A 22,737-nucleotide genomic window follows, 5' to 3' on the forward strand; every position below is an offset into this window, starting at 1 on the left:
GATGCGGGACGCGAAGATCACGCAGATCTACGAGGGCACCAACCAGGTCCAGCGCATCGTGATGGCCCGCAACCTGCCGTAACGACCCCACGAACCGACACCCCGGCGGCCGGACCGGCGAACGGCCGGCCGCCGGGGCCGATGCCGCCGGTCGTCGGCGCGGGCCGATGCCGCGCGGCGGTGTTAAGTTGCCGGGAATGAGCGAGAAGGAAGAGCAGGACCAGCCCATGAACGACGGGCCCTCGAAGCCGGCGATGCGCGAGGCGCTGGTGGCCGCGGCCTTCGAGCTCTTCCTGGAGCGCGGCTTCGAGCAGACGACCGTCGACGACATCGTCTCGCTCGCCGGCGTCGGCCGGCGCTCCTTCTTCCGCTACTTCCCGGCGAAGGAGGACGTGGTCTTCCCCGACCACGAGCGCAGCCTCGCCGAGATGACGGAGTTCCTCGCCTCCGGCACCGGCGAGGAGGACCCGGTCAAGCACGCCTGCGACGCCGCCCGCCTGGTCCTGCGGATGTACGCCGAGCAGCCCTCCTTCTCCGTCCAGCGCTACCGCCTCACCCGCAAGGTGCCCGGCCTGCGGGCCTACGAGCTGTCGGTGGTCTGGCGCTACGAGCACACCCTCGCCGCCTACCTGCGCGGCCGCTTCGCCGACCGCCCGGACGGGCCGCTGCGCGCCGACGTGATCGCCGCCGCCGTGGTCTCCGCGCACAACCACGCCCTGCGCACCTGGCTGCGCTCGGGCGGCGAGAGCGACTGGGTGGCCGAGGTGGACGCGGCGATGGCCTTCGTCACCGAGACCTGGAGCGACCGCCCGGCCGAGCCCGCCGGGCCGGAGGGCGGGGCGCCGGACGACGACGTGGTGGTGCTGGTCGCCAGCCGCCGGGCCCCGCTGTGGCGGATGGTCCAGGGCATCGAGAGCGCCCTCGACGACCCCCGGCGGATCTAGGTCCGCTCCAGGTCTTCTGAACCGCCCCTCGGCACGGCCGTGTTGCGCCGTGTCAATCTCCTGTGTCGGTCAACCTCCTCGGGGGGACGGCAGGTGAACATCTCCCGATTCGGCCGTCCCGGCCGGCCTCGGTGCGCGATAAACGGAGGGACCCCCGCCCGGTCGGGCCGTCCCGGCCGACCGGTCGCCGACGCACCGAGGAACAGAGGCCCCACCCATGCCGATCAGCGACTACGGCGTGCTCGCCGCGAGCGCCGTCGACCGGCGCCGCGAGGGCGGCACCGACACCCCGCACTACCAGATCCACCTGCGCGACGAGCAGGGCACCGACTACCGCGCGGCGGTCAACGTGCTGTCCCAGCAGGCCCCGCCGGACCTGCGCTACTTCGCCTCCGAGGACTTCCGCCACCCCGTCACCGCCCTGCTGCCCAAGGCCGGCAGCGGCTGGACGGCGCTGCCCTCGCGGCCCGGCGCGGCGAGCCTGGACTTCGTCCGCGGGCACCTCTTCGACCCGGCCGCCATGCGGGTGCTGCCGCCGGACGGCCCGGGCCCGGACGACCTCGGGGACCAGCTCGACGCCCACGTCCGGCGGGCGATCGGGGACAGCTCCGCCGCGGTGTACGTGTTCGGGCAGCGCTTCGGCCCCGAACCCGGCGTCCCGGACAAGGTGTTCGGCTTCCTGCCCGGCAACGGCGTGCACGACGTCCACATGAACCAGGGCAACAGCGGCCGGTTCAAGGCGGACGACGGCGTCTACCAGGACGGCGCCCTGCTCATCCACTTCCCCGCCGAGAACCGCTGGGCGGCGGTCTTCCTCGCCTTCCAGTCCCAGTCCTGGCACACCGACGACCGCACCGGCCACGCCGGTTCCGCGTCCGTCCCGCACCAGCCCGGCGCCCCGCGGCCCACCACCCACCCCACCCACTGAACCCGGCCCGCTGAACCGGCAGTCGACACCGGGCCCCTCGGCTGAACCGGAGGGGCCCGCCCGACGTTGCGTCAAGGGGGCCTGGGCAGCGGGTTTGCCCTACCTGTCATGTTCTGGTCGGATGGTGGCGAAAGGGCTGGTGTGGGGCGGTTGTTGACGGACGAACAGAGTGCACGTCAACGATCCGCCGAGGCCGGGACGGGCCGAGAGAAGGGCTTCATCCGATGATATGATCACGGCGCTTGCCGGGGGGTGGGGCGGGTGCGAGACAACAAGATCGCAGGGACGGTCCGGGCGGTGAACCCGGTACGGACGGTCAGCCGGTCACCCCAGAATTGACGGTAATTCAGCAGCTGGCCGCCAGTCTCCTGAAGTGAGTCCTATGACGCATTCCCTACAGAACCCAGTGCTCTGGGCTCTCCTCGTCGTCCTCCTCGGTGCGATCGCCGTCATTGTCCTCCAGCGCAGGGCGGCAGCGTCGACCCGCCAGGAGTTCGACGGGCTGAGAGCCCATTACGCCGCGTTGGAGAGCGATTTCTCGCAATCCGTCGAGGCGGCCCACGTGCGCGCCGACGAGGAGACCAAGACGGTCCTCAAGTCCGCGATGCGCACCCTCCAGGGCCTCGCCGCGGAGCAGCAGTTGGTCGTCTCCCGACTGCAGAGCAAGTACGGCGACTCGGTCATCCTGGAGGACCTCCTGGAGATCGACCACACGAACTCGCAGTTCGGCCGGCGGGCCCAGTCCATCGCGGTGCTCTGCGACGGCTGGCTCGGGCGCCAGCGCGAGGTGGCGTCGATCTACGACGTGGTGCGCAGCGCGCAGGGCCGGGTGCGGCACTTCCGGCGGGTGGAGATCCTCTCCCAGGTCGACTTCGGCATCACCAGCCGCGCCGTCGAACCGGTCGCGCTGGCACTCGCCGAACTGCTCGACAATGCTACCAGTTACTCCAGCCCCGACACGGTCGTGGAAATCAACATCCGCACCGTTCCGAAGGGCATTTGCATCGTCGTCGACGACGCCGGAATCGGCATGAACGACGAGGAGCGCGCCCGGGCGGAAAAGCTTCTGACGAGTGATCGGGTTTCCGGTGTCTCCGCGCTCGGAAATCCGCCGCAATTCGGTTTCGCGGTGGTCGGCGTGCTCTGCGAGCGATTCGGCTTCGAGGTGTCCGTGGACTCCTCCTCGCCGTACGGCGGCGTCCGCGCGGTGCTCCTCCTGCCGCACGAACTCCTCACCGGCATGCCGGAGCTGAAGCCCGCGGCGCCGGCCCCGGCGGCCGCCGCCACCGGGCCCGCCGACCCGGCCCGGAACGGTTTCGAGACCAGCTCGGCCGTGCCCGCGACCGGCCCGGACGGCCTGCCCAAGCGCCGCCGCAAGCGCCCGATGGCCGTGGTGCCCAGCGCCCCGGCGACCGGCGCGCCCCAGGGCCCCGGCGGGCGGCAGGACTTCGCCCCGCAGGGCTACCCCACGCAGGGCTATGCCGAGCAGGCCCACCCCGAGCAGGGCTACCCCGCGCAGGCCTACGCCGCGCCGGCCTACCCCGGGCAGGGCTACGCAGCGCAGGGCCACGCGGCGCAGGGCTACGACACCCAGGGGCTCGGCGCTCCGGGCTCCGGTGCGCAGACCCGCTCCGGCGCCCGTTCCGGCGCGGAGACGGCGGCGATCATGGGTGCCTTCCAGCGAGGCACGCAGTCGGGTCGGGCGACGAATCCGAACGCCGCGGAAACGACGAGCAGCACACCTGCTGCAGGCAGTGAAGGACATGAGGTTCCGTGAACAACGATCTGTCATGGATGCTTGACAGTGCCTTGGAGATCCCCGGTGCCCTGCACGCCGTCCTGATATCCGCGGACGGCCTGCTGATGGCCCGGACGAAGGACTTCGACAAGGACGACGCGGACAGGGTCGCCGCCGGCATGAGCGGCGTGCAGTCGCTCAGCCGCTCGCTCGCCTTCTTCTGCAACGGCTCCAACCAGCAGTGGCGGCAGACCCTGGTCGAGTTCGACGGCGGCTGGGTCTTCCTGATCTCCGCGGGCGAGGGCGCCTACCTCGGCGTCTCCGCGTCCCCGGACGTCGACATGGCGGACATCACCTTCCGGATGCAGCAGCTCGTCGGCCAGCTGGGCAAGGCGCTGATGACGCCCCCGCGCGAGAATATCGGCGCGCGCCGATGACCACCCCGGACGAGCAGCCGTCCGAGGCGCCGCCGCTGGTGCGGCCGTACGTCATCACGAAGGGCCGCGGCCTGCCCGATGACGAGCAGTTGTCGCTGATCACCCTGGTGACGGCGGCGGACGACGAGCAGCGGCGGCCCACCCGCCGACTGACCCCGGAGGAACAGGGGCTGCTGGAGTTATGTGCCGCGGGCTACCTCACGGTGGCCGAACTCGCGGGACACACCCGGCTGCCCCTGGGGGTGGTGCGGATCCTGCTCTCGGGCCTGACGGAGGGCGGCTTCGTCATCGTCCGGCCGCCGGTCGAGCGTGCCTCCCTGGTGGATGCGCGAATCCTTGAGGAGGTGCTGAATGGACTCCAGGCCAAGTTTGGATGAGCGGGCCTACGTCCGCGGCGGGGAGACCCAGACTGCCGTCAAGATTCTGGTGGTCGGGCACTTCGCGGTGGGCAAGACGACCTTCATCGGGTCGATCTCCGAGATCACGCCGCTCTCCACCGAGGAGCGGATGACCCGGGCCGGCGAGGCGGTCGACGACCTCAAGGGCGTCAAGGGCAAGACCACCACGACCGTCGCGATGGACTTCGGGCGGCTGACCCTCAGCGACCGGGTCGTCCTCTACCTGTTCGGAACGCCCGGGCAGCTGCGTTTCGTGCAGATGTGGGAGGACATGGCCCGCGGCGCCCTCGGCGCGCTGGTGCTGGTCGACCCCGACCGGCTGGCGGACTCCTTCGCCGTGATCGACCTGATCGAGCAGTACGGGCTCGACTACGCGATCGCCGTCAACCGGTTCGACGGCACCCCGGTCTACGAGGAAGCGGCGCTGCGCGACGCCCTGGACCTCCTGGACGACACCCCCGTCGTCACCTGCGACGCCCGGGACGAGAAGTCCTCGGCCGACGCATTGATCACACTGGTCCGCCATCTGCTGGACCGTGCCAACTAGGAGCAGACATGGACGCTGAGTCCACCGCACTCGTGCCCCCGCCCGGGTGCCCCGCCCACGGCACCGGCGCCCGAATACCGCTGTACGGACCGGAGTTCGCGGCCGACCCGCACGCCTACTACGACTACATGCGGCAGTTCGGCGCGACCACGGCCGTCGAGCTCGCGCCGGGCGTCGAGGCGACCCTCGTCACGGACTACACCGCGGCGCTGCAGATGCTGCAGGACCCGGCCTCCTTCCGGAAGGACTCCCGCCGCTGGCGGGACCTCAAGGAGGGCCGCGTCCCCGCCGACAGCCCGGTCCTGCCGCTGCTGGCCTACCGGCCCAGCTGCATGTTCAGTGACGGCGTCGAGCACCTGCGGCTGCGTCAGGCCGTCACCGACAGCCTCGCCAGGGTGGACTCCCGCCGCCTCACCCAGCGCACCCAGCAGATCTCCGACTACCTGATCACCCAGTTCAGTTCGCGCGGCTCCGCCGACCTGGTCGGCGAGTACGCCAAGCAGCTCCCGCTGTTCGTGTTCACCGAACTCTTCGGCTGCCCCGCGGACATCGGCGACCGGGTGCTGTTCGGCATGTCCGGCATGTTCGACGGTGTCAACGCGGGCAAGGCGGCCGAGGTCCTGGTGCAGGCCACCGCCGACCTGGTGACCCTCAAGCGGACCAAGCCCGGCGACGACGTCACGTCCTGGCTGATGCAGCACGAGGCCGGCCTCAGCGACGAGGAGATGGCCCACCAGCTGGCGCTGCTGCTGGGCGCGGGCGCGGAGCCGCTGCGCAACCTGCTCGGCAACACCCTCCACCGGCTGCTCACCCACGACCAGTACGCCCACCGGGGCGGCCTGATCTCGGACGCCCTCGACGACACCCTGTGGGACAACCCGCCGCTGACCAACTTCCTCTGGCACTACCCCGCCGGCGACATGGAGTTCGCCGGGACGAAGCTCGGGACCGGCGAGCTGGTGATGGTCAGCATCGCGGCAGCCAACAACGACCGGGTGCTCACCGCCGCACGACAGTCGGGCAGCAACCGGGCGCACCTGTCGTTCGGCGCCGGCCCGCACGCCTGCCCGTCCAAGGAGATCGCCCGGCACATCATCGTGACGGCGGTCGAGAACCTGCTCAACCAGCTGCCGGACATCGAGCTGGCCGTCCCGTCGGACAGCCTCACCTGGCGCCCCGGCCCGTTCAGCCGGTCGCTGACGGCGCTGCCCACCCGGTTCACCTCGGTCCAGGCGGTGCAGCGGCCGACGACGCAGCAGTCCCGGCAGGAGAGCCCGGCCCGCGAGGAGTTCGTGGCCCCGCCCCGCAAGTCGGAGCGCGGAGGCCTGTGGAGCTCCTTCCTGTCCTGGCTGGCGAAATGACGAGCGGTAGACAGGCCTCCTGCGAGGCGGGGACGCTGGGCGCCCTCACGGCGGGCCAGCTGCAGCGGCTGTGCCGCGTCGCGGGCCTGGAGGCCCGCGACGCGGAGGGGTACGGGCAGGTCCTGCGCGAGTCGCTCGGTCTGGTGGCCGACCGGCCGCTGGACCTGCCGCCGCCGTACCGGACGTTCCTGTCCGACGACCACACGCCGGTGGAGTACTCGCTGTCCTTCCGGGCCGACGCGCCACCCACCCTGCGGGTGCTGCTGGAGCCGGGCTGCGGCGCGGCCGGGTGGGCGGAGAACGGCAAGATCGGGCTCGCCTTCGTCCGCGAGCTGGCCCGGCGCTGGGACTTCGACGCCAGCGGCCTGGACGAGGTGGAGGACCTGTTCTTCCCGTCCGAGCCGGCCGGGCCGCTGGCCCTGTGGTGCGCCCTGGAGCTGTGCTCCGGCGGCGTCCCCAAGGTCAAGGTGTACCTGAACCCCTCCGCGCGCGGCGCGGACCGGGCCGCCGAGACGCTCCGCGAGGCGCTGGAGCGGCTCGGCCATCGGCAGGCGTTCGCCTCGCTGCCGCCGGGTGACGGCTACCCCTTCCTCGCCATGGACCTCGGCGCCTGGGAGGCGCCCCGGCTCAAGGTGTACGTCCTGCACGCCGACCTCTCGGCCACCGAGGCGACCAGCCTGTCCCGGATGCACGCCGGGCCGACGCCGGACATGGTCCGCGAGTTCTTCGCCACCGTCGCCGGCTTCGGGCGGGAGGAGGGCGACGGCACCCGGCTCGCCGGGCTGCCCGCGCAGTCCCACCACGCCTTCACCGACGTCGACGACGACCGGCCGAGCGGGTTCACCCTGTACATACCGGTCCGCGACTACGCGCCGCACGACGGCGAGGCCCTGGCCCGGGGCGTGGCGCTGTGCCGGCAGCACGGCATCGACCCGGCGCCGCTCGCGCAGGCGCTGACCGCCGTCACCGACCGGCGGCTGGAGGACGGCGCGGGCCTGATCTCCTACCTGGCCGTCAACCACCAGCGGGGCAGCCGGCCGAGGGTGACGGCGTACATCTCCTCGGAGGCGTACGCCGTCCGTCCGCCCGCCGGCGGTCGCTGACACACCGAGGGGCGCCGCCGGCGGCGCCCCTCCGGCGTCGGGTCACACGGTGTGGGGCTCCCGCTGGAGTTCCCGCTGGTAGGGCACGACGTCGATCTGGACCGAGGCGCCGAGCCCGTGCCCGTAGCGCTCGGCAATGGACTCCAGGTAGGTGTCGATCTCCTGGCGCATGCCCTCGTAGGGCGGCAGCTCCGCCTCACCGGCGATCAGCCGCGCGACCCAGTCCGCCTGGGCCTCCAGGGAACGGGTCAGCGCGCCGACCGGGCGGATCAGGCCGACGAAGTACAGGCCGGGCCGCTCGGGCGCGACGATCCGCCGGTACAGCTCCACCCGGCCGCTCGGGCCGATCGGGCAGCCGTCCGCCAGGAACGGGTGGGCCATCCGGTAGCCGGTGCACCAGACGATGGCGTCCGCCTCGACCGTCGAGCCGTCGGCGAACCGGACCGACTCGCCGTCCAGGGCCGCGATCGCCGGCTTGGGGGTCACGGCGCCGTGGCGTATCCGGCTGAAGATCTCGTCGGAGACCGTCACGGCGGAGGAGAACAGCGGGTGGTCGGGCTCGGGGAGCCCGTAGTCCGACAGCCGCCCACGGGCGACGAGCAGGGCCTGCTCGATGTACTCGCGCCGCTCGGTCATCGACATCGCGGCGAACCAGGGGGCCTCCGCGATGATGTCGCAGGACATGCCGTACAGCTGCTTCGGGATGACGTGGAGCCCCCGGCGCACCGAGATGACGGTCTGCGCCGCGAAGCGGGACAGGTCCGCGGCGATGTCCACCGCGGACGGCCCCAGGCCCACCACGACCACCCGCCGGTCCTCGAACTCGCGGGCGTCGTGGTAGTCGATGGCGTGCAGCATGCGCCCGGTGAACGACCCGGCCCCGGCCGGCAGGGTGTCCGGCAGCAGCGGTTCGGCGTACGCCCCCGAGGCGACGATCACCCGCGCGAAGCGGCGGCAGAGCGTCTTCCCGTCGGAGCCCCGGCTGTCGACCAGCCAGGAGCCGTCCGAATCCTGGCGCACCGAAAGCACCTCGGTGCCGAATTCGATGTGCGGCAGCAGGCCCGCCCATTCGGCGAACGACCGCAGATAAGCGGCGACCTGGGTGTGCCGCGGATAGGCCGGATAGGAATCCGGCATCGGGAACGCGGCGAAGCCGGTCACTTCCTTCGCGGTGTTGATGTGCAGCGACCGATAACCGGGACCGCGCTCCCCGGCGCCGGGCTGCCGCCAGAGACCGCCGACCTCGGGCGCCCGCTCCAGGCCGACGAACCGGATTCCCCGACTCGCGAGGGCGTGTGCCGTCGCCAGCCCGGACGGCCCCGCACCGATGACGCACACCGGTGCCGTCCCGGGAGCGTCAGTGACGTACGGGCTGCTCAGGAAATCTCCCACGGGAACACCATCCGTCCTCTCCCCCCGGAATGATCGAAGCCCGCCGCGTACCGGCACTGAGCTGCGGAATCGGATGTCCCGGCCCGCCCGCTCCAGTGCCCGCCCGGTACCCGGCGAGCGATGCGGCCCCAGTAAACCGCAAGCGGTGCCGATCGAACAGTGATCGATTGCGATACGGAGAGTGTCCGGGCCGGAAACAGGCCGAGTCTGCTCGCCGGTTGGCTGGAATTCCTCACGGGTGCGGGTGGGAAAAACGAAAAGCGGGCCAGGAGAATCTCCTGACCCGCTTCTTCGGTGTCCGAGGGGGGACTTGAACCCCCACGCCCAATAAAGGGCACTAGCACCTCAAGCTAGCGCGTCTGCCATTCCGCCACCCGGACGGGGTGTCGTCCTCGCGGCTTTCGATCTCTCGTCCGTCGCGCTGACAGATGTAACTGTAGCAAAGATCGGCTTGAGCTCCCAAAACGGCCCCCGGGCCCCCACCCGGGAGGGGTGGCGCGGGGGCGCTTCCGTGGCGGTCGTGTGACCTGGGGGTTTCGGGGCCGGGGAAGGGGGTGGATGCGGAGCGGGGGCTGGGGGAGGATGGGCGGACGTGCTCGTACGGCCCGGGCGGAGGTCCTGGGGGTGGCGCGCTGGCGCGCCGGTGCGGGCCCAAGACGAGGAGTGACCGTGAGCGAGCGGAGCGAGTCGGCGGCGCCGAAGGTGACGGCTGAGTCGGAGGTCGCCGAGATCTGTCGCGACCTGATCCGGATCGACACCAGCAACTACGGTGACGGTTCCGGCCCGGGCGAGCGCAAGGCGGCCGAGTACGTGGCCGAGCAGCTGGCCGAGTTCGGGCTCGAACCGCAGATCTTCGAATCGGCCAAGGGGCGGGCCTCGACGGTGGTCCGGATCGAGGGCGAGGACCGCTCACGCCCCGGCCTGCTGATCCACGGCCACACCGACGTGGTGCCGGCCAACGCCGCGGACTGGACGTACGACCCCTTCGGCGGCGAGATCGCGGACGGCTGCGTCTGGGGGCGCGGCGCGGTCGACATGAAGGACATGGACGCGATGACCCTGGCGGTGGTCCGCGACCGGCTGCGCACCGGGCGCAAGCCCCCGCGCGACCTGGTGCTGGCCTTCCTCGCCGACGAGGAGGCCGGCGGCACCTACGGCGCGCGCTTCCTGGTGGACAAGCACCCGGAGCTGTTCGAGGGCGTGACCGAGGGCATCGGCGAGGTCGGCGGCTTCTCCTTCACCGTCAACGACCAGGCCCGGTTCTACCTGGTGGAGACGGCCGAGAAGGGCATGCACTGGATGCGCCTGACGGTCGAGGGCCGGGCCGGGCACGGCTCGATGGCGAACGACGACAACGCGATCACCGAGTTGTGCGAGGCGGTCGCCCGGCTCGGCCGCCACACCTTCCCGCTGCGGATCACCGACAGCGTCCGGGCCTTCCTGGACGAGCTGTCGGACGTGCTCGGGTACCGCCTGGACCCGGAGGACATGGACGAGGTGGTCCGCGTCCTCGGCGGCATCGCCAAGATGATCGGCACCACGTTCCGCAACACCGCCCAGCCGACCATGCTCGGCGCCGGCTACAAGGTGAACGTGATCCCCGGTCAGGCCACCGCGCACGTGGACGGGCGCTTCCTGCCCGGCTACGAGGAGGAGTTCCTGGCCGAGCTGGACAGCGTGCTCGGCCCGCGCGTCAAGCGGGAGAGCCTGCACTCGGACCGCGCGATCGAGACCTCCTTCGACGGTGCGCTGGTCGAGGCGATGCAGACCGCGCTGCGGGCGGAGGACCCGATCGCCCGCGCGGTGCCGTACTGCCTCTCCGGCGGGACGGACGCCAAGTCCTTCCAGGACCTGGGCATCCGCTGCTTCGGCTTCGCGCCGCTGCAGCTGCCGCCGGAACTGGACTTCGCCGGGATGTTCCACGGCGTGGACGAGCGGGTGCCGGTGGACGGGCTGAAGTTCGGCGTCCGGGTGCTGGACCGCTTCCTCGACGCCTGCTGATCGCGCGACGCCCACTGATCACGCGACTCGGTCGGCCCGCTCCCGGAGTGCCGGGGGCGGGCCGTTCGCATTGTCGGAGTGCCTGATGGTGGGACGGGGTGAGGGAGATCAACAGAAACGATTCTGCCCGAAGTTCCGGGCCGCTCATTCGTGCGAGGCCTCACCGTTGCGGGTGAATGGCAAATCTGTTCCGTACCCCGTTTGCCGCAGCGTCGTTCATTCCTGTGCAGCCCGCCGAACGGGTTGCGTTGTCCATACAGGAGGAATGATGAAGGTCAAGAAGATCGCCGCTGTCGCCGCCGCCACCGGTGGCCTGGTGCTCGCCGCCGCCGGTGCGGCCTCCGCCACCGGCGGTGCCGGTGCCGAGGGTGTGGCCGCCGGCTCCCCGGGCGTCGTGTCCGGCAACCAGATCCAGGTTCCGGTCCACGTCCCGCTGAACCTGTGCGGCAACACCGTCAGCGTGATCGGCGTGCTGAACCCGGCGTTCGGCAACCACTGCGCCAACTTCTGAGCCGGCTTCCGGGTCGCTGAGGCCTGTTGAGCGGACACACTCCAGCCCCCGGGCGGCGGACGCGCCGTGCCGGGGGCGTTCGCCTGTCCGGGGCCTGGCGGTTCCGTGCGAGTGCGGTGTTCGCTCGATCGGGTGAAGACGCTTCATTCGGCCCAACCTCCCCGTTGGCCCCTCGTTAACTCCTGTGCAGTCGAAGACCTTGCGTGATTTCCGGATATACGGAAATTCCGACTTTCCGACAGGTCATGTCAACCGACAGGCCGGTTCGCGAAGGGGACGAGCCAAGGTCGCCACGTCGTCTCGAAAACGTCAGGGGAAAACATGAGGAATGTAGCCAAGAAGGGGCTCCTCACGGCCGTGGCCACCGGCAGCGTGCTGGCCTCGACCGCCGGCTACGCCTACGCGGGCGCCGAGGCGCAAGGCACTGCGACGGGCTCGCCCGGCGTCGCCTCGGGGAACTCGGTCCAGGTGCCGGTCGAAGTACCGGTCAACGCCTGCGGCAACACCGTCGACGTGATCGGCGCGCTCAACCCGGCCTTCGCCAACCGCTGCGCCAACGCGAGCGGCGGCCGCCACGCCGCGCCGGCGCCCGCCCAGGGCGGCCAGCAGGGCGGCGGCTCCGGCCAGGGCTCCAGCACCGGTGGCAGCCGGACCACCACCGCCGGCTCCTCCGCCTCCGGCACCGCGGCGGGCTCGCCCGGTGTGCTCTCCGGCAACAGCGTCCAGGCCCCGGTGCACGTCCCGGTCAACGCCTGCGGCAACTCCGTGAACGTGGTCGGCGCCGGCAACCCGGCGTTCGGCAACAGCTGCGGCAACGTCGCCGCGCCCGCGCCGTCCCCGGCGCCGACCGACGACTGCCCCGAGGGCCACACCCCGCCCGCCACCACCCCGCCGTCGACCAGCCCGACCACCCCGGGCAGCGGGCGCGGCGGCGGACCGTCCGGCGGCGCCACGCCCAGCACCCCGGCCGCGCCGGTGAGCGCGGTCGGCGCCGACACCTCCGGCCCGACCGGCGGCACCCAGGCCGCCCCGGCCGCCGCCCGCACCGCCGGATCGAACACCGCCGTCGGCGGCCAGCTGGCCTCCACCGGCGCCGGCGACGTGGAACTGCTCGGCGCCGCCGGCCTCGCCCTGCTGCTGGGCGGCGGCGTGCTCTACCGCCGCACCCGCGCTGGCGCCCGCTGACAGGAGAGCGCCCGGTCCGCAACGCGACGCGCCCGCGGCCACCCGTTCACCGGGTGGCCGCGGGCGCGTGCGTGCTCGACGCCCCGACCGTCACCAGCTGCGGACCTGCCGGATGATCCTGCGCTTCAGCCGGACCGTCCGACTGCCGTCCGGGAACAGCCGCAGTCGGTCCAGCTCCCAGTGCCCGTACTCGGCGTGCTCGGTGAGCAGTTGGCGCGCCGCGTTGCGCGTGGTACCGCGCGGCATGCGCAGCGACTGGTACTCGTACTCCGGCTGCCGGACCGTCTTCGGTGGGGTCAAAACGCTCCTCCTGAGGATCAACTGCACGCAAGCCTACGGCCTGCCCCCGACAGCCGGTCCGGGTATTTCCGGCCGTCCTCCGGCGGGCCGGGGAGCGGCCGGGCGGCCCGGACCCGACCACCCGACTGACAGTTCATCAGTTCTGTTGCGCCTGTGGAGGGGATACCCCGATCCCGGCGCGCGAAGCGACATCCGGACGGCCCCGCACGGCCCGTCGTGCGCCCCCTCGCGCCGCCCCGGCGCCCTCCGGGTGCGGGGACAGAACGGACCGGATCGGACATCAGGGGGGAAGTTGCGGTGAAATCGCGGGTGTAGGCGACAACCGCTGTGCGTACTCGCGTCGTGGGGAGATAGCGTCTGCACCATGTCTGATGCCGCGCAGCCCACCATTGCCGAGGTACGCGCCGCCGCCGAGGCGGTCAAGGCCGCCATCGACCGTCATCTGGAAGCGGTGTCAAGCCCCAGCGCAGCGGATGATCCCGCTGTGTCCGCCGCCTACGAGCAGCTCGCGACGGCGGCCATCGCCTACGACCAACTCCTCTACGAGGTCTACGACGAGGTCACCCCCTTCGAGATCCCCGGGGACGAGGGGCCGGGTGGCTACCACGGCCCCGAACAGCCCGAGGCGATCAGCGTGTTGATCCGCCGCGACTACCACGTGGTCGACCCCGAGCGGCTGCGCGCCCAGGCGGAGCGGCTCGACGAGACGCTGACCCCGGGCGGGGCCGGCGGCGTCAACGCCGCGCTCGGCGTGCTGTTCGGCGAGTACGAGCCGGACGAGATCGCCGCCCGCAGCGAGGAGTTCGGCCTGGAGGAGGCGGACTCGACGCTGTGGGTCGCCGCGGCCGAGCCGACCGAGCCGGGGGAGTGGCTGCCCGAGCCCTTCGAGCACGCCGATCCGCAGCTGCTGATCTGCCGGTTCGACGTGAGCGAGGTCTACGACGACGAGGAGCCGGAGGACTGAGCTCGCACTGCTGAGCCAGGACAGCCCCCGGACGCGACGGGCGGGCCCCCGAGGAGGCGGGCCCGCCCGTCGCGCGCGTTCGGATCAGCCCTCCGGGACGGCGTTCTCGGCCAGGATCGCCCGGAGCCGGGTGGTGCGCGGCTGCGCCGGGCGCTCGGCGACGGCCTGGGCGAGCGCCGGGCCGGCCGCGTGCACCACCGACAAGTGCCGCTCGCCCCGGCCGAAGGCCGTGTACACCCACTGCCGGGTGAGCGCCGGGCCGGCGTCCTCCGGCAGCACGACCACCGCGCCGGGCCAGCGGCGGCCGAGCGCCTGGTGGACGGTCAGCGCCCAGCCGTGCCGCAGCCGGCCGGCCTCGGCCGGCGGGACGGTCCGGCGCGAGCCGTCCGCGTACTCCAGGTGCAGCCCGCTCGCGTCGCCGTCCAGCACCCGCGCCGCGCGGGTGACGCCGGGCGCGGGGGAGTCGACCACCCGGTCGCCCGGGTCGAAGCCGCCGAACCGGCCGGGGCCGGGGTTCAGCCGGGCCTTGGCGGCGGCGTTCAGCGCCCGCGTGCCGCCCGGGCCGCCGTGGCCCGGGGTGAGCAGCACCACCTGCTCGGCCGGGATGCCGAGTGCGCGCGGGATGGAGTCGGTGAGCAGCTGGATCGCCCGGTGGACGGCCTCGGCGCCGTCCTTGGCGGTCAGGAGGACCACCTCCTTGTCCGGCGCTTCGACCGGTTGCAGCTCGCCGACGCCGACCCCGGAGACCAGCTCGCCGATCGGGCCGAAGTCCGGGGTGCGGGAGGCGACCGCCGGGCAGGCCCTGGCGGCCAGCAGGTCGGCGAAGAACCGGCCGGGGCCGGGCGACCAGAGCTGGCCCGGGTCGCCGCTGAGGACGAGCCGGGTGCCGTCGGCGATCGACTCCAGCACGGTGGCGGCCAGTTCGACGTCCAGCAGGGGCGCGTCCAGGACGACGAGCAGGTCGAGCGCCAGCGTGCCGTCCGGGGCGCGGCCGGGGCCGGCGGAGCCGGACAGCAGCTCGGCGAGGGTGACCACCGGGGTGTCGGCGGCCCCGCCGAGCGCGGCGAAGGAGTCCCGGCCCTGGTCGGTCCAGGTGGCGGCCCAGGCCCGCAGGCCGAGGCCGGTGGCGGCGGCGACCAGCGCGGCCGGTTCGGCGCGGGCGGCCTCGCCGCCGGTGTGCAGCACCAGGGCGGCGTCGGCGACGGCCCGGATCAGGGCCTTGGCGGAGGAGGAGGGCGCGGCTTCGGCGGCGGCCCCCCAGGCGGCCGGGCCGGGGGCGGCGGGGGTGCCCTCCCGGTCGGACTCCTCCGACTCCTCCGGCTCCTCGGATCCCGCCGGCGCCTCGGCCGTGTCCTCGGTCGTGTCCTCGGCCGTGTCCTCGCCCGGGACGAAGGTGGCCATCAGCTGGAGCAGCTTCTCGGCGAGGCTGTCCTCGGCCATCGCCGGCCCCTCCAGCGCGAGCAGGGTCCGGGTCGGCGCCTCCTCCTCGTCGTCGCCCTGCGAGCCGTGGGCCTCGGCGCCGGTCAGCTCCTCCTGGAAGGACAGCACCTGCCCGTCCAGCACGGCGGCCGCGATCGCTCCGGCCGGGTCGGGCACCCGGAGCCGGCCGAGCTCGGCCGCCACCTCGGTGAGCTCCAGGGCCGAGTTCCCGCGGAAGGTCGCCTGGGCCAGCAGCCACACCACCAGCGCGCCGGCGCGGCGCGGGTCGTCGGGCCGGGCCTCGGCGCCGAGCAGGCCGCGGGCGAAGCCGTCCGCGTGCTCCGGGCGGACCCCGGGCAGGCCGAGCACCGCCCACGGGTCCTCGCGCAGCCGTTCGGCGGCGTCGTTCCCGAGGGCGGTCACGGCCGGTGCCGCGAGCTCGGCGGGGGCGCCGCCGGCGGCCAGCACCTCGGCGACGGCCCGGAGCGCGTCGCCGTCCGCCGGAGCGGGTGCGGCGGGCCGGGCCGGGGCGGGTGCGGCCGGCCGGGGCACGGCCGGGGCGGGCGCCGGCGCCTTCGGTGCCGCCGCCTCGGCGGCCTCGGCGGTCTCGCCGGCTTCAGCGGCTTCGTCGGCCTCCGGCGCGGCCGTCGGCTCCGGGAGGACGACCGGCGGGGGCGTGCCCGCCTTCTTGAACGGCGCCATCCCCCGGATCTGCTCCGCCAGCTGCGCGAATTTCGCCGCCTTCTCGGCGTCCCCGGGAGCGCCGCCGCCCGTCTCAGTCATCGTCGTCCGCTCCAAAGGTCACTCCACGTGCTCGACGGACCGGGCCTAGAGCTCGCTCCAGCCCTGGTCCGGGTAGCGGTGCACCGGGGACGAGATGTCGTCCAGCGCGCCGCGGATCTCATCCGGAAGCGTAAGCGCCTCCACCGACAGTGCCGCCTGCAGCTGGGTCACCGTCCGGGCCCCGACCAGGGCGCTCGCCACGCCGGGGCGGTCGCGGACCCAGGCGAGGGCGACGGCCAGCGGGCTGCTGGCGAGCCCGTCCGCGGCGGTGGCGACGGCGTCCACGATCCGCCGCGACCGCTCCCCGAGGTACGGCTGGACGAATCCGGCCAGGTACGGCGAGGCGCCGCGCGAGTCCTGCGGGACGCCGTGCCGGTACTTGCCGGTCAGCACCCCGCGCCCGAGCGGCGAGCCGGCCAGGATCCCGACCCCGGCGTCCAGTGCGGCGGGCAGCGCCTCGCGCTCGATGCCGCGCTGCAGCAGCGAGTACTCCAGCTGCGCCCCGGCGAGCGGCACCCGGCCGTGGTGGGCGCGCTGCCAGGTGGCCGCCCTGGCGAGCTGCCACCCGCTGAAGTCGCAGACCCCGACGTAGCGGGCGCGCCCGGAGGTGACGGCGATGTCGAGGGCGCTCAGCGTCTCCTCGACCGGGGTCGCCGGGTCGAAGGCGTGCACCTGCCACAGGTCCACGTAGTCGGTGCCGAGCCGGCGCAGCGAGGCGTCCAGGGCGGCGAGCAGGTGGCCGCGCGAGCCGTCGAAGCGGCGGGCGGACTCGGGGGCGCTGCCGGCCTTGGTGGCGATGACGAGTTCGGAGCGCGGGATCAGGCTGTCGGTGAGGCGGGAGAGCAGGTACTCGGCGCCGCCGTCCGCGTACACGTCGGCGGTGTCGACCAGGTCGCCGCCGGCGTCGACGAACTCCTTGAGCTGCTCGGCGGCCTCGTGCTCGTCCGTGTCGCGGCCCCAGGTCATGGTGCCGAGGCCGAGCCGGGAGACCTGCAGGCCGGTTCGGCCGAGGTGACGCTTTTCCATCGGACGGGCCCTCCACTGGCCTGTAAACGCGCAGGTGGGGAGAGCGCTCCCCACGTCGGCAGAGCGTAGCGGCCGGTGTACGGGCAGGAGCGGAGACCCGCAGAAGGATCACGGCGGCCACGCGGCGGCGGTGTGACCCACCCCACTACTACCCGTCAGTATCCGACCGGCCGGGACACGATTACCCTCACCCCAAATCCCCCGACTGGAAGGTTCGGCAGATGCGACTGGGTATCAACCTCGGCTACTGGGGACTGGGCATGGACGCCGACAACATCGCCGTCGCCCAGGAGGCGGACCGGCTCGGCTACTCGGTCTGCTGGGCCGCCGAGGCGTACGGCTCGGACGCCGCGACGGTGCTCAGCTTCGTCGCCGCCAGGACCGAGCGGATCGACGTCGGCTCGGCCATCTTCCAGATCCCGGCCCGCACCCCCGCCATGACCGCGATGACCGCCGCGACGCTCGACACCCTCTCCGGCGGCCGCTTCCGCCTCGGCCTCGGCGTCTCCGGCCCGCAGGTCTCCGAGGGCTGGTACGGCGTGAAGTTCGACAAGCCGCTGGCCCGCACCCGCGAGTACGTGGAGATCGTCCGCAAGGCGATGTCCCGGGAGCGTCTGGTCCACGAGGGCGCGCACTGGACGCTGCCGCTGCCCGGCGGCCCCGGCAAGCCGATCAAGCTGACCGTGCACCCGGTGCGCGAGCGGATCCCGCTGTACATCGCCGCGATCGGCCCGAAGAACCTGGAGCTGACCGGCGAGATCGCGGACGGCTGGCTCGGCATCTTCTTCTCGCCCGAGCATGCCGCGCTCTCCCTCGACCCGCTGGCGGCCGGCCGGGCCAGGGCCGGCGCGACGCTGGACGGCTTCGACCTCTGCCCGACCGTCAACCTCGCGGTCGGCGAGGACATCGAGGCCGGCGTCGACGGCCTGCGCTCGTACGCCGCGCTCTACATCGGCGGCATGGGCAGCAAGGAGAAGAACTTCTACAACCAGCTGACCCGGCGCATGGGTTACGAGCGGGCCGCCGACGAGATCCAGGAGAAGTACCTGGCCAAGGACTACGCCGGCGCCGCGGCCGCCGTCCCGCACGACCTGATCGACGCCACCTCGCTGATCGGCGACACCGCCCGGATCGCCGACCGGATGCAGGCCTACGCCGAGGCGGGCGTCAGCACGCTCACCCTGGCCCCGTCCGGGCCCACCCTGGACGAGCGGGTCCGGGCGCTGCGCACCGGCGTCGAGGCCCTGGAGCGCGCCGGCCTCGCGTAGCGCAGCCACCCCGGTCCGCAGTCGCCCCGGCCCGCGGCCGTCCGGCCGCGGACCGGGGCTCCCCGCCCGGCCCGCGGAGGCCGTAGGCTGAGCCCCATGCCCACCTTGCTGCTCGTTCGTCACGGCCGCTCGACCGCGAACACCGCCGGGATCCTGGCCGGTTGGACGCCCGGTGTGGACCTCGACGACACCGGGCGCGGGCAGGCGGCCGCGCTGGCCGGCCGGCTCGCCGGCATCCCGCTGGTCCAGGTGGTGAGCAGCCCGCTGGAGCGCTGCCGGCAGACGCTGGAGCCGCTGCTGGCCGCTCGGCCGGAGCTGGGCCCGGCGACCGAGGACGAGCGGCTGGGGGAGTGCCACTACGGCGAGTGGACCGGCCGGCCGCTGGCCGAGCTGGCGAAGGAGCCGCTCTGGCGCACCGTGCAGGACCACGCCGCCGCCGCGGCCTTCCCCGGCGGCGAGTCGCTGCGCGAGCTGAGCCACCGTACGGTGAGCGCCGTCCGCGAGTGGAACGCCAAGGTCGCCGCCGAGCACGGCGAGGACGCGGTCTGGATCGCCTGTTCGCACGGTGACGTGATCAAGGCGGTGGTGGCCGACGCGCTCGGCCTGCACCTGGACCACTTCCAGCGGATCAGCGTCGAGCCGTGCTCGGTCACCGCGATCCGCTACACCCCGCAGCGGCCCTTCGTGTTGCGGATGGGCGACACCGGCGACCTCGCCTCACTGGCGCCGAAGCCGCACGCCGCCCCGGCCGCGCCGGCCGGTGACGCCGTGGTGGGCGGCACCGCCTGAGGCGGCGGGTGCCAGGGCCGTTCCGGGGGCCGTTCGGGTCCCCGGGGACGGCCCGGAGGTCGTAGGGTGAGTCAGGGGCGCCCGTACGGCCCACCCCGCCCCCCGACGTCCGAACGACATCCGAACGACCCGGTGATCCGCGAGATCCCCGCGACCGACACGATCCGGAGCGAGAGCGTGCCCCGTCAGGTGTTCTTCTACGACCAGCCCGAGCGGTTCGTGGCCGGCACCGTCGGCCAGCCCGGCGCCCGGGCGTTCTACCTCCAGGCCAGCGCCCGCGGCCGGATCACCAGCGTGCTGCTGGAGAAGACCCAGGTCGCCGCGCTCGCCGAGCGGATCGAGGAGGTCCTGGACGAGGCGCTGCGGCGCAGCGGCGGCGACGCCGCCATCCCGGCCGCCGCCCCGAAGGACCTGCTCGACACCGCCCCGCTGGACCTGCCGCTGGAGCAGGAGTTCCGGGTCGGCACGATGGCGCTGGCCTGGGACAGCGCGGACGGCTGCCTGGTGGTCGAGGCGCAGGCGCTGATCGAGGAGGACGAGGAGGAGGAGGGCGCCGAGGCGATCTTCCGGGACGACGACACCGGCCCGGACATGCTGCGGGTGCGGCTGACCGGCGCGATGGCCCGGGTGTTCGCCAAGCGCGCGCTGGATCTGGTCGCGGCCGGCCGCAAGCCCTGCCCGTTCTGCAACCTGCCGCTCGACCCGGAGGGCCACCTGTGCCCGCGCGCGAACGGCTACCGGCGCTGAGCACCGACACCCCGCCGCAGGCGGACCCGGCGGCCGCGGCCGCCCTGGCCGCCGACGTGCCGGCCGCGCTCGACCTGCTGCGCCGGGGCGAACTGACCGTGCACGGCCGCCTCACCGAGGCCTCCAACGCCGCGCTGTACTGCACCGTCGAGCACGGGCCGCTCAGCGCGCAGGCCGTCTACAAGCCGGTGGCCGGCGAGCGCCCGCTGTGGGACTTCCCGGACGGCACGCTGGCCGGCCGCGAGGTCGCCGCGTACGAGGTGTCGGCCGCGACCGGCTGGGCGCTGATCCCGCCGACCGTGCTGCGCGAGGGCCCGCACGGGCCGGGCATGGTGCAGCTGTGGGTCGAGCCGGATCCGGGGGCCGAGCCGCTGCTCGCGCTGCAGGACCCGCGCGGCCCCGAGGAGGGCTGGCTGCCGATCGTCCGGGCCGAGGTGGAGGGCGGCCGCACCGCGCTGCTGGTGCACCACGACGACGGGCGGCTGCGCCGGCTCGCCGTGCTGGACGCGGTGCTGAACAACGCGGACCGCAAGGGCGGTCACCTGATCCCGGCCGCGGACGGCCGGGTGTACGGCATCGACCACGGCGTCACCTTCAACACCGAGGACAAGTTGCGCACCCTGCTGTGGGGTTGGGCGGGGGACCCGCTGCCCGCCGAGGCGCTGGAGGTGCTGGCCCGGCTGGCCGGGCAGTTGGAGGGCGAGCTGGCCGAGCGGCTGGCCCCGCACCTGACGGCGGCCGAACTGGACGCCACCCGGGCCCGGGTGGCCGCCCTGCGCGACTCGGGCCGGCACCCGCTGCCCTCCCGCGACTGGCCGGCGATCCCCTGGCCGCCGGTCTGATCCGCGCCCGGCGTCCGTGGTCTGGACCTGTCGCCGGAACAGGTCGCACACTGCTCCGATGGACGCGCGACGGACCACCCCCACCACCCCCGCCCCTCCCACCGCCACGCCCCGGGCCGCGCCGGACCTGCCGCTGCACCGCTTACAGGTCCCGCTGCCCCACCTGCTCCCCTTCGCCATCGGCAGCTTCGACACGATCGGCCCGCTCTCCCGCGCCGGCTTCCCCCACCGGCACTCCTTCTACGAGATCGTGCACGTCACCGGCGGGCGCGGCGCCCACGTCCTGGACCTGGTCCACCGGCCGCTGGCGCCACCGCAGTTGTGCGTGATCACGCCCGGCCAGGTGCACCACTGGGCGGACGGCGACGAACTCGCCGGCCGGGTGGTGCTGTTCAACGAGGACTTCCTGCTCGGCGACCCGCAGGACCTGGCCGCGCTGCGCGCCCTGGCCTCCCGCCCGGCCATCGACCTCGGCGAACACGCCGGGACGGTCGGCGCGTTGCTCGCCGACATGGAGCACGAGTACCGGACGCTGGCGCCCGGCTACCAGGGCGTGCTGCGGGCCAGCCTGCACATCCTGATCGTCCGGGCGCTGCGCGCCTGCGCGCCGGGCGAGCCGCCCGCGGTGGCCAGCCGGCCGGCCGAACTGGCCGCCGCCTTCACCCGGTTGATCGCCCGGCCGGGCGGGGTGCGGCACTCGGTGGCCTCCACGGCGCACGAACTCGGCGTCTCCCCGGGCCACTTGCAGAGCCTGGTGAAGCAGGCCACCGGGCACACCCCGGGCGGGCTGATCCGCCGGCAGCAGACGCTGGAGGCCAAACGGCTGCTGGCCTGTACGGATTTGACGATCCGTCAGGTCGCCCGGGAGGCAGGCTTCGCCGATCCGGCGTACTTCTGCCGCTTCTTCCGCCGGGAGACCGGGATGACGCCGGGGGAGTTCCGTTCGCGGGTCGACGGAAATCACCACGATCCCCGGATCATGTCCATCGCGGTCGCCCCGGACGGGCCGTAGGTTCGTACTCGGCCACCGGCCGATCCCCGACGCGCGCGGTCGGGTCGGCCGGTTCGGCCCTTGTCATGCCCCCACCATGGCAAGGGCCGCCCCCACTCCCGGCACCCCCACCCGTTCCGACACCCCCGAAGAGGAGAGGGCGCATGTCCGACGGCATGATCAGTCGCAAGACCGTCCTGAAGGCCGCCGCCGCGCTCGGGGCCGCGCCGCTGCTGATCGGCGGCGGGGTCGCACTCGCCCGCGACCAGGCCGGCGCCGGCCGCACTCCCGGCTTGACCCCGGAGTGCCACGACGGCGACGACCCCACCATCGAGCAGACCGAGGGGCCGTACTTCAAGCCCGACTCACCGCTGCGCAGCTCCATGGCCGGCGACGGCCCGGGCACCCGGCTGACCGTCAGCGGCTACGTCTTCGGCCGCGCCTGCTGGCCGATCCCCGGCGTGCTGCTGGACTTCTGGCAGGCCGACGACGGCGGCACCTACGACAACTCCGGCTACACCTTCCGCGGGCACCAGTTCAGCGACGCGAACGGCGCGTTCAGGCTGGACACCATCGTCCCCGGCCTCTACCCGGGCCGCACCCGGCACATCCACGTCAAACTGCAGGCCCCCGGCCGCCCGATCCTCACCACCCAGCTCTACTTCCCGGGCGAGCCGCGCAACAGCACCGACACCATCTACGACGCCCGGCTGCTGATGAACGTCCGACAGAACGGCCCCGGCCGGGAGGGGACCTTCGACTTCGTCCTGGACGTGCCGCAGACCCCGGGCCCGACGCCCACGCCCACCGCGACGCCCACGCCCACCGCGACCCCGACCGGCGGCCCGACCACTCCGCCGAGCGGCAGCTGGGCCGCCGGCCGGTCGTACAATGCGGGCGACCGGGTCACCTACTCCGGCGTCTCCTACGTCTGCCTCCAGGCGCACACCGCCCTGGTGGGCTGGGAGCCGCCGAACGTGCCGGCCCTCTGGCGGCGGGTGTAGCGGCTCCGCCCGTCCACCCGGGGGAGCCGGGCGCCCGGTCGGCGGCAGGGCCGGCCGGG

At 73.4% G+C, this 22,737-nt stretch carries 23 protein-coding genes and 1 tRNA gene; 19 read left to right on the forward strand and 5 right to left on the reverse strand.

What is annotated here, in order from left to right; all coding sequences use genetic code 11:
• The 9 genes from VM95_RS40400 to VM95_RS16825 all read left to right on the forward strand — a co-directional run.
• Nucleotides 1–82: acyl-CoA dehydrogenase family protein (locus VM95_RS40400; protein WP_157882129.1), on the forward strand; the 82-nt coding region annotated here is incomplete at its 5' end.
• 115 nt (nucleotides 83–197) lie between these two features.
• A complete protein-coding gene (locus VM95_RS16790; protein ID WP_244178813.1) occupies nucleotides 198–944 on the forward strand; it encodes a TetR family transcriptional regulator in 747 nt (248 codons plus the stop codon).
• Nucleotides 945–1,161: 217 nt separating this feature from the next.
• Nucleotides 1,162–1,872 (forward strand): YukJ family protein, encoded by a 711-nt coding sequence (locus tag VM95_RS16795; protein WP_045697483.1) that lies wholly within the window; start codon nucleotides 1,162–1,164, stop codon nucleotides 1,870–1,872.
• Between the two features lie 382 nt (nucleotides 1,873–2,254).
• Nucleotides 2,255–3,649: a sensor histidine kinase gene (locus VM95_RS16800; protein ID WP_045697485.1), complete on the forward strand. Its 1,395-nt coding sequence runs from the start codon at nucleotides 2,255–2,257 to the stop codon at nucleotides 3,647–3,649.
• Entirely contained in the window at nucleotides 3,646–4,047 is a 402-nt protein-coding gene (locus VM95_RS16805) for a roadblock/LC7 domain-containing protein (protein WP_045697487.1), read from the forward strand. The genes VM95_RS16800 and VM95_RS16805 overlap by 4 nt, the downstream gene beginning before the upstream one ends.
• Nucleotides 4,044–4,424: a DUF742 domain-containing protein gene (locus tag VM95_RS16810; RefSeq protein ID WP_045697489.1), complete on the forward strand. Its 381-nt coding sequence runs from the start codon at nucleotides 4,044–4,046 to the stop codon at nucleotides 4,422–4,424. Before VM95_RS16805 ends, VM95_RS16810 begins: the two co-directional genes overlap by 4 nt.
• Entirely contained in the window at nucleotides 4,399–4,992 is a 594-nt protein-coding gene (locus VM95_RS16815; RefSeq protein WP_045697491.1) for a GTP-binding protein, read from the forward strand. Before VM95_RS16810 ends, VM95_RS16815 begins: the two co-directional genes overlap by 26 nt.
• A gap of 8 nt (nucleotides 4,993–5,000) precedes the next feature.
• The gene (locus VM95_RS16820) at nucleotides 5,001–6,353 is read left to right on the forward strand and encodes a cytochrome P450 (RefSeq protein ID WP_045697493.1); all 1,353 of its coding nucleotides are present in this window, start codon (nucleotides 5,001–5,003) and stop codon (nucleotides 6,351–6,353) included.
• Complete coding sequence (locus tag VM95_RS16825; protein WP_045697495.1) at nucleotides 6,350–7,456, forward strand: tryptophan dimethylallyltransferase family protein; 1,107 nt, start codon at nucleotides 6,350–6,352, stop codon at nucleotides 7,454–7,456. Before VM95_RS16820 ends, VM95_RS16825 begins: the two co-directional genes overlap by 4 nt.
• 42 nt (nucleotides 7,457–7,498) lie before the next feature.
• Here the strand turns inward: VM95_RS16825 and VM95_RS16830 are convergent, their stop codons facing one another.
• A complete protein-coding gene (locus tag VM95_RS16830; protein WP_244178814.1) occupies nucleotides 7,499–8,848 on the reverse strand; it encodes a flavin-containing monooxygenase in 1,350 nt (449 codons plus the stop codon).
• Nucleotides 8,849–9,143: 295 nt separating this feature from the next.
• Nucleotides 9,144–9,228, reverse strand: a tRNA-Leu gene (locus VM95_RS16835).
• Between the two features lie 289 nt (nucleotides 9,229–9,517).
• Between VM95_RS16835 and VM95_RS16840 the strand changes: the two genes are divergently transcribed.
• The 3 genes from VM95_RS16840 to VM95_RS16850 all read left to right on the forward strand — a co-directional run bounded on the left by VM95_RS16840 (nucleotide 9,518) and on the right by VM95_RS16850 (nucleotide 12,545).
• Nucleotides 9,518–10,849 (forward strand): M20/M25/M40 family metallo-hydrolase, encoded by a 1,332-nt coding sequence (locus VM95_RS16840; protein ID WP_045697607.1) that lies wholly within the window; start codon nucleotides 9,518–9,520, stop codon nucleotides 10,847–10,849.
• Between the two features lie 268 nt (nucleotides 10,850–11,117).
• Nucleotides 11,118–11,360 (forward strand): chaplin, encoded by a 243-nt coding sequence (locus VM95_RS16845; RefSeq protein ID WP_244178815.1) that lies wholly within the window; start codon nucleotides 11,118–11,120, stop codon nucleotides 11,358–11,360.
• A gap of 321 nt (nucleotides 11,361–11,681) precedes the next feature.
• Entirely contained in the window at nucleotides 11,682–12,545 is an 864-nt protein-coding gene (locus VM95_RS16850; protein ID WP_045697499.1) for a chaplin, read from the forward strand.
• A gap of 90 nt (nucleotides 12,546–12,635) precedes the next feature.
• On the opposite strand, the gene VM95_RS16855 is transcribed toward VM95_RS16850, so the two are convergent.
• Nucleotides 12,636–12,845 (reverse strand): DUF5703 family protein, encoded by a 210-nt coding sequence (locus VM95_RS16855; protein WP_045697500.1) that lies wholly within the window; start codon nucleotides 12,843–12,845, stop codon nucleotides 12,636–12,638.
• A 364-nt stretch (nucleotides 12,846–13,209) separates the two neighbouring features.
• Between VM95_RS16855 and VM95_RS16860 the strand changes: the two genes are divergently transcribed.
• Nucleotides 13,210–13,809 carry a hypothetical protein gene (locus VM95_RS16860; protein ID WP_045697501.1) on the forward strand — a complete coding sequence of 200 codons (600 nt, stop codon included), beginning with the start codon at nucleotides 13,210–13,212 and terminating at the stop codon, nucleotides 13,807–13,809.
• Nucleotides 13,810–13,893: 84 nt separating this feature from the next.
• Here VM95_RS16860 and VM95_RS16865 read toward each other — a convergent pair whose 3' ends face one another.
• Complete coding sequence (locus tag VM95_RS16865) at nucleotides 13,894–16,011, reverse strand: helix-hairpin-helix domain-containing protein (RefSeq protein WP_052707411.1); 2,118 nt, start codon at nucleotides 16,009–16,011, stop codon at nucleotides 13,894–13,896.
• 45 nt (nucleotides 16,012–16,056) lie between these two features.
• Complete coding sequence (locus VM95_RS16870) at nucleotides 16,057–17,037, reverse strand: aldo/keto reductase (RefSeq protein WP_045697503.1); 981 nt, start codon at nucleotides 17,035–17,037, stop codon at nucleotides 16,057–16,059.
• Between the two features lie 221 nt (nucleotides 17,038–17,258).
• On the opposite strand from VM95_RS16870, the gene VM95_RS16875 reads away from it, so the two are divergent.
• The 6 genes from VM95_RS16875 (at nucleotide 17,259) to VM95_RS16900 (ending at nucleotide 22,678) form a co-directional block, all read left to right on the forward strand.
• The gene (locus VM95_RS16875) at nucleotides 17,259–18,305 is read left to right on the forward strand and encodes an LLM class F420-dependent oxidoreductase (protein ID WP_045697505.1); all 1,047 of its coding nucleotides are present in this window, start codon (nucleotides 17,259–17,261) and stop codon (nucleotides 18,303–18,305) included.
• Between the two features lie 96 nt (nucleotides 18,306–18,401).
• The gene (locus VM95_RS16880; RefSeq protein ID WP_045697507.1) at nucleotides 18,402–19,094 is read left to right on the forward strand and encodes a histidine phosphatase family protein; all 693 of its coding nucleotides are present in this window, start codon (nucleotides 18,402–18,404) and stop codon (nucleotides 19,092–19,094) included.
• Nucleotides 19,095–19,271: 177 nt separating this feature from the next.
• Nucleotides 19,272–19,841 carry a DUF3090 domain-containing protein gene (locus VM95_RS16885; RefSeq protein WP_045697610.1) on the forward strand — a complete coding sequence of 190 codons (570 nt, stop codon included), beginning with the start codon at nucleotides 19,272–19,274 and terminating at the stop codon, nucleotides 19,839–19,841.
• Nucleotides 19,811–20,683 (forward strand): SCO1664 family protein, encoded by an 873-nt coding sequence (locus VM95_RS16890; protein ID WP_425265316.1) that lies wholly within the window; start codon nucleotides 19,811–19,813, stop codon nucleotides 20,681–20,683. The genes VM95_RS16885 and VM95_RS16890 overlap by 31 nt, the downstream gene beginning before the upstream one ends.
• A 58-nt stretch (nucleotides 20,684–20,741) precedes the next feature.
• A complete protein-coding gene (locus VM95_RS16895) occupies nucleotides 20,742–21,695 on the forward strand; it encodes a helix-turn-helix transcriptional regulator (RefSeq protein WP_107072986.1) in 954 nt (317 codons plus the stop codon).
• A gap of 143 nt (nucleotides 21,696–21,838) precedes the next feature.
• Nucleotides 21,839–22,678, forward strand: coding sequence for a dioxygenase family protein (locus VM95_RS16900; RefSeq protein ID WP_045697509.1), 840 nt, complete (start codon nucleotides 21,839–21,841; stop codon nucleotides 22,676–22,678).
• Nucleotides 22,679–22,737: the final 59 nt, after the last annotated feature.

The organism is Streptomyces rubellomurinus (assembly GCF_000961885.1).
GTDB classification, from domain to species: domain Bacteria; phylum Actinomycetota; class Actinomycetes; order Streptomycetales; family Streptomycetaceae; genus Kitasatospora; species Kitasatospora rubellomurina.

What these genes read in the sequence shown, in the direction of transcription:
- VM95_RS16790 (WP_244178813.1), top strand. Translation starts at nt 198, where the DNA reads ATGAGCGAGAAGGAAGAGCAGGACCAGCCCATGAACGACGGGCCCTCG.
- VM95_RS16795 (WP_045697483.1), top strand. Translation starts at nt 1,162, where the DNA reads ATGCCGATCAGCGACTACGGCGTGCTCGCCGCGAGCGCCGTCGACCGG.
- VM95_RS16800 (WP_045697485.1), top strand. Translation starts at nt 2,255, where the DNA reads ATGACGCATTCCCTACAGAACCCAGTGCTCTGGGCTCTCCTCGTCGTC.
- VM95_RS16810 (WP_045697489.1), top strand. Translation starts at nt 4,044, where the DNA reads ATGACCACCCCGGACGAGCAGCCGTCCGAGGCGCCGCCGCTGGTGCGG.
- VM95_RS16815 (WP_045697491.1), top strand. Translation starts at nt 4,399, where the DNA reads ATGGACTCCAGGCCAAGTTTGGATGAGCGGGCCTACGTCCGCGGCGGG.
- VM95_RS16820 (WP_045697493.1), top strand. Translation starts at nt 5,001, where the DNA reads ATGGACGCTGAGTCCACCGCACTCGTGCCCCCGCCCGGGTGCCCCGCC.
- VM95_RS16825 (WP_045697495.1), top strand. Translation starts at nt 6,350, where the DNA reads ATGACGAGCGGTAGACAGGCCTCCTGCGAGGCGGGGACGCTGGGCGCC.
- VM95_RS16845 (WP_244178815.1), top strand. Translation starts at nt 11,118, where the DNA reads ATGAAGGTCAAGAAGATCGCCGCTGTCGCCGCCGCCACCGGTGGCCTG.
- VM95_RS16850 (WP_045697499.1), top strand. Translation starts at nt 11,682, where the DNA reads ATGAGGAATGTAGCCAAGAAGGGGCTCCTCACGGCCGTGGCCACCGGC.
- VM95_RS16860 (WP_045697501.1), top strand. Translation starts at nt 13,210, where the DNA reads ATGTCTGATGCCGCGCAGCCCACCATTGCCGAGGTACGCGCCGCCGCC.
- VM95_RS16865 (WP_052707411.1), bottom strand. Translation starts at nt 16,011, where the DNA reads ATGACTGAGACGGGCGGCGGCGCTCCCGGGGACGCCGAGAAGGCGGCG.
- VM95_RS16870 (WP_045697503.1), bottom strand. Translation starts at nt 17,037, where the DNA reads ATGGAAAAGCGTCACCTCGGCCGAACCGGCCTGCAGGTCTCCCGGCTC.
- VM95_RS16875 (WP_045697505.1), top strand. Translation starts at nt 17,259, where the DNA reads ATGCGACTGGGTATCAACCTCGGCTACTGGGGACTGGGCATGGACGCC.
- VM95_RS16880 (WP_045697507.1), top strand. Translation starts at nt 18,402, where the DNA reads ATGCCCACCTTGCTGCTCGTTCGTCACGGCCGCTCGACCGCGAACACC.
- VM95_RS16895 (WP_107072986.1), top strand. Translation starts at nt 20,742, where the DNA reads ATGGACGCGCGACGGACCACCCCCACCACCCCCGCCCCTCCCACCGCC.
- VM95_RS16900 (WP_045697509.1), top strand. Translation starts at nt 21,839, where the DNA reads ATGTCCGACGGCATGATCAGTCGCAAGACCGTCCTGAAGGCCGCCGCC.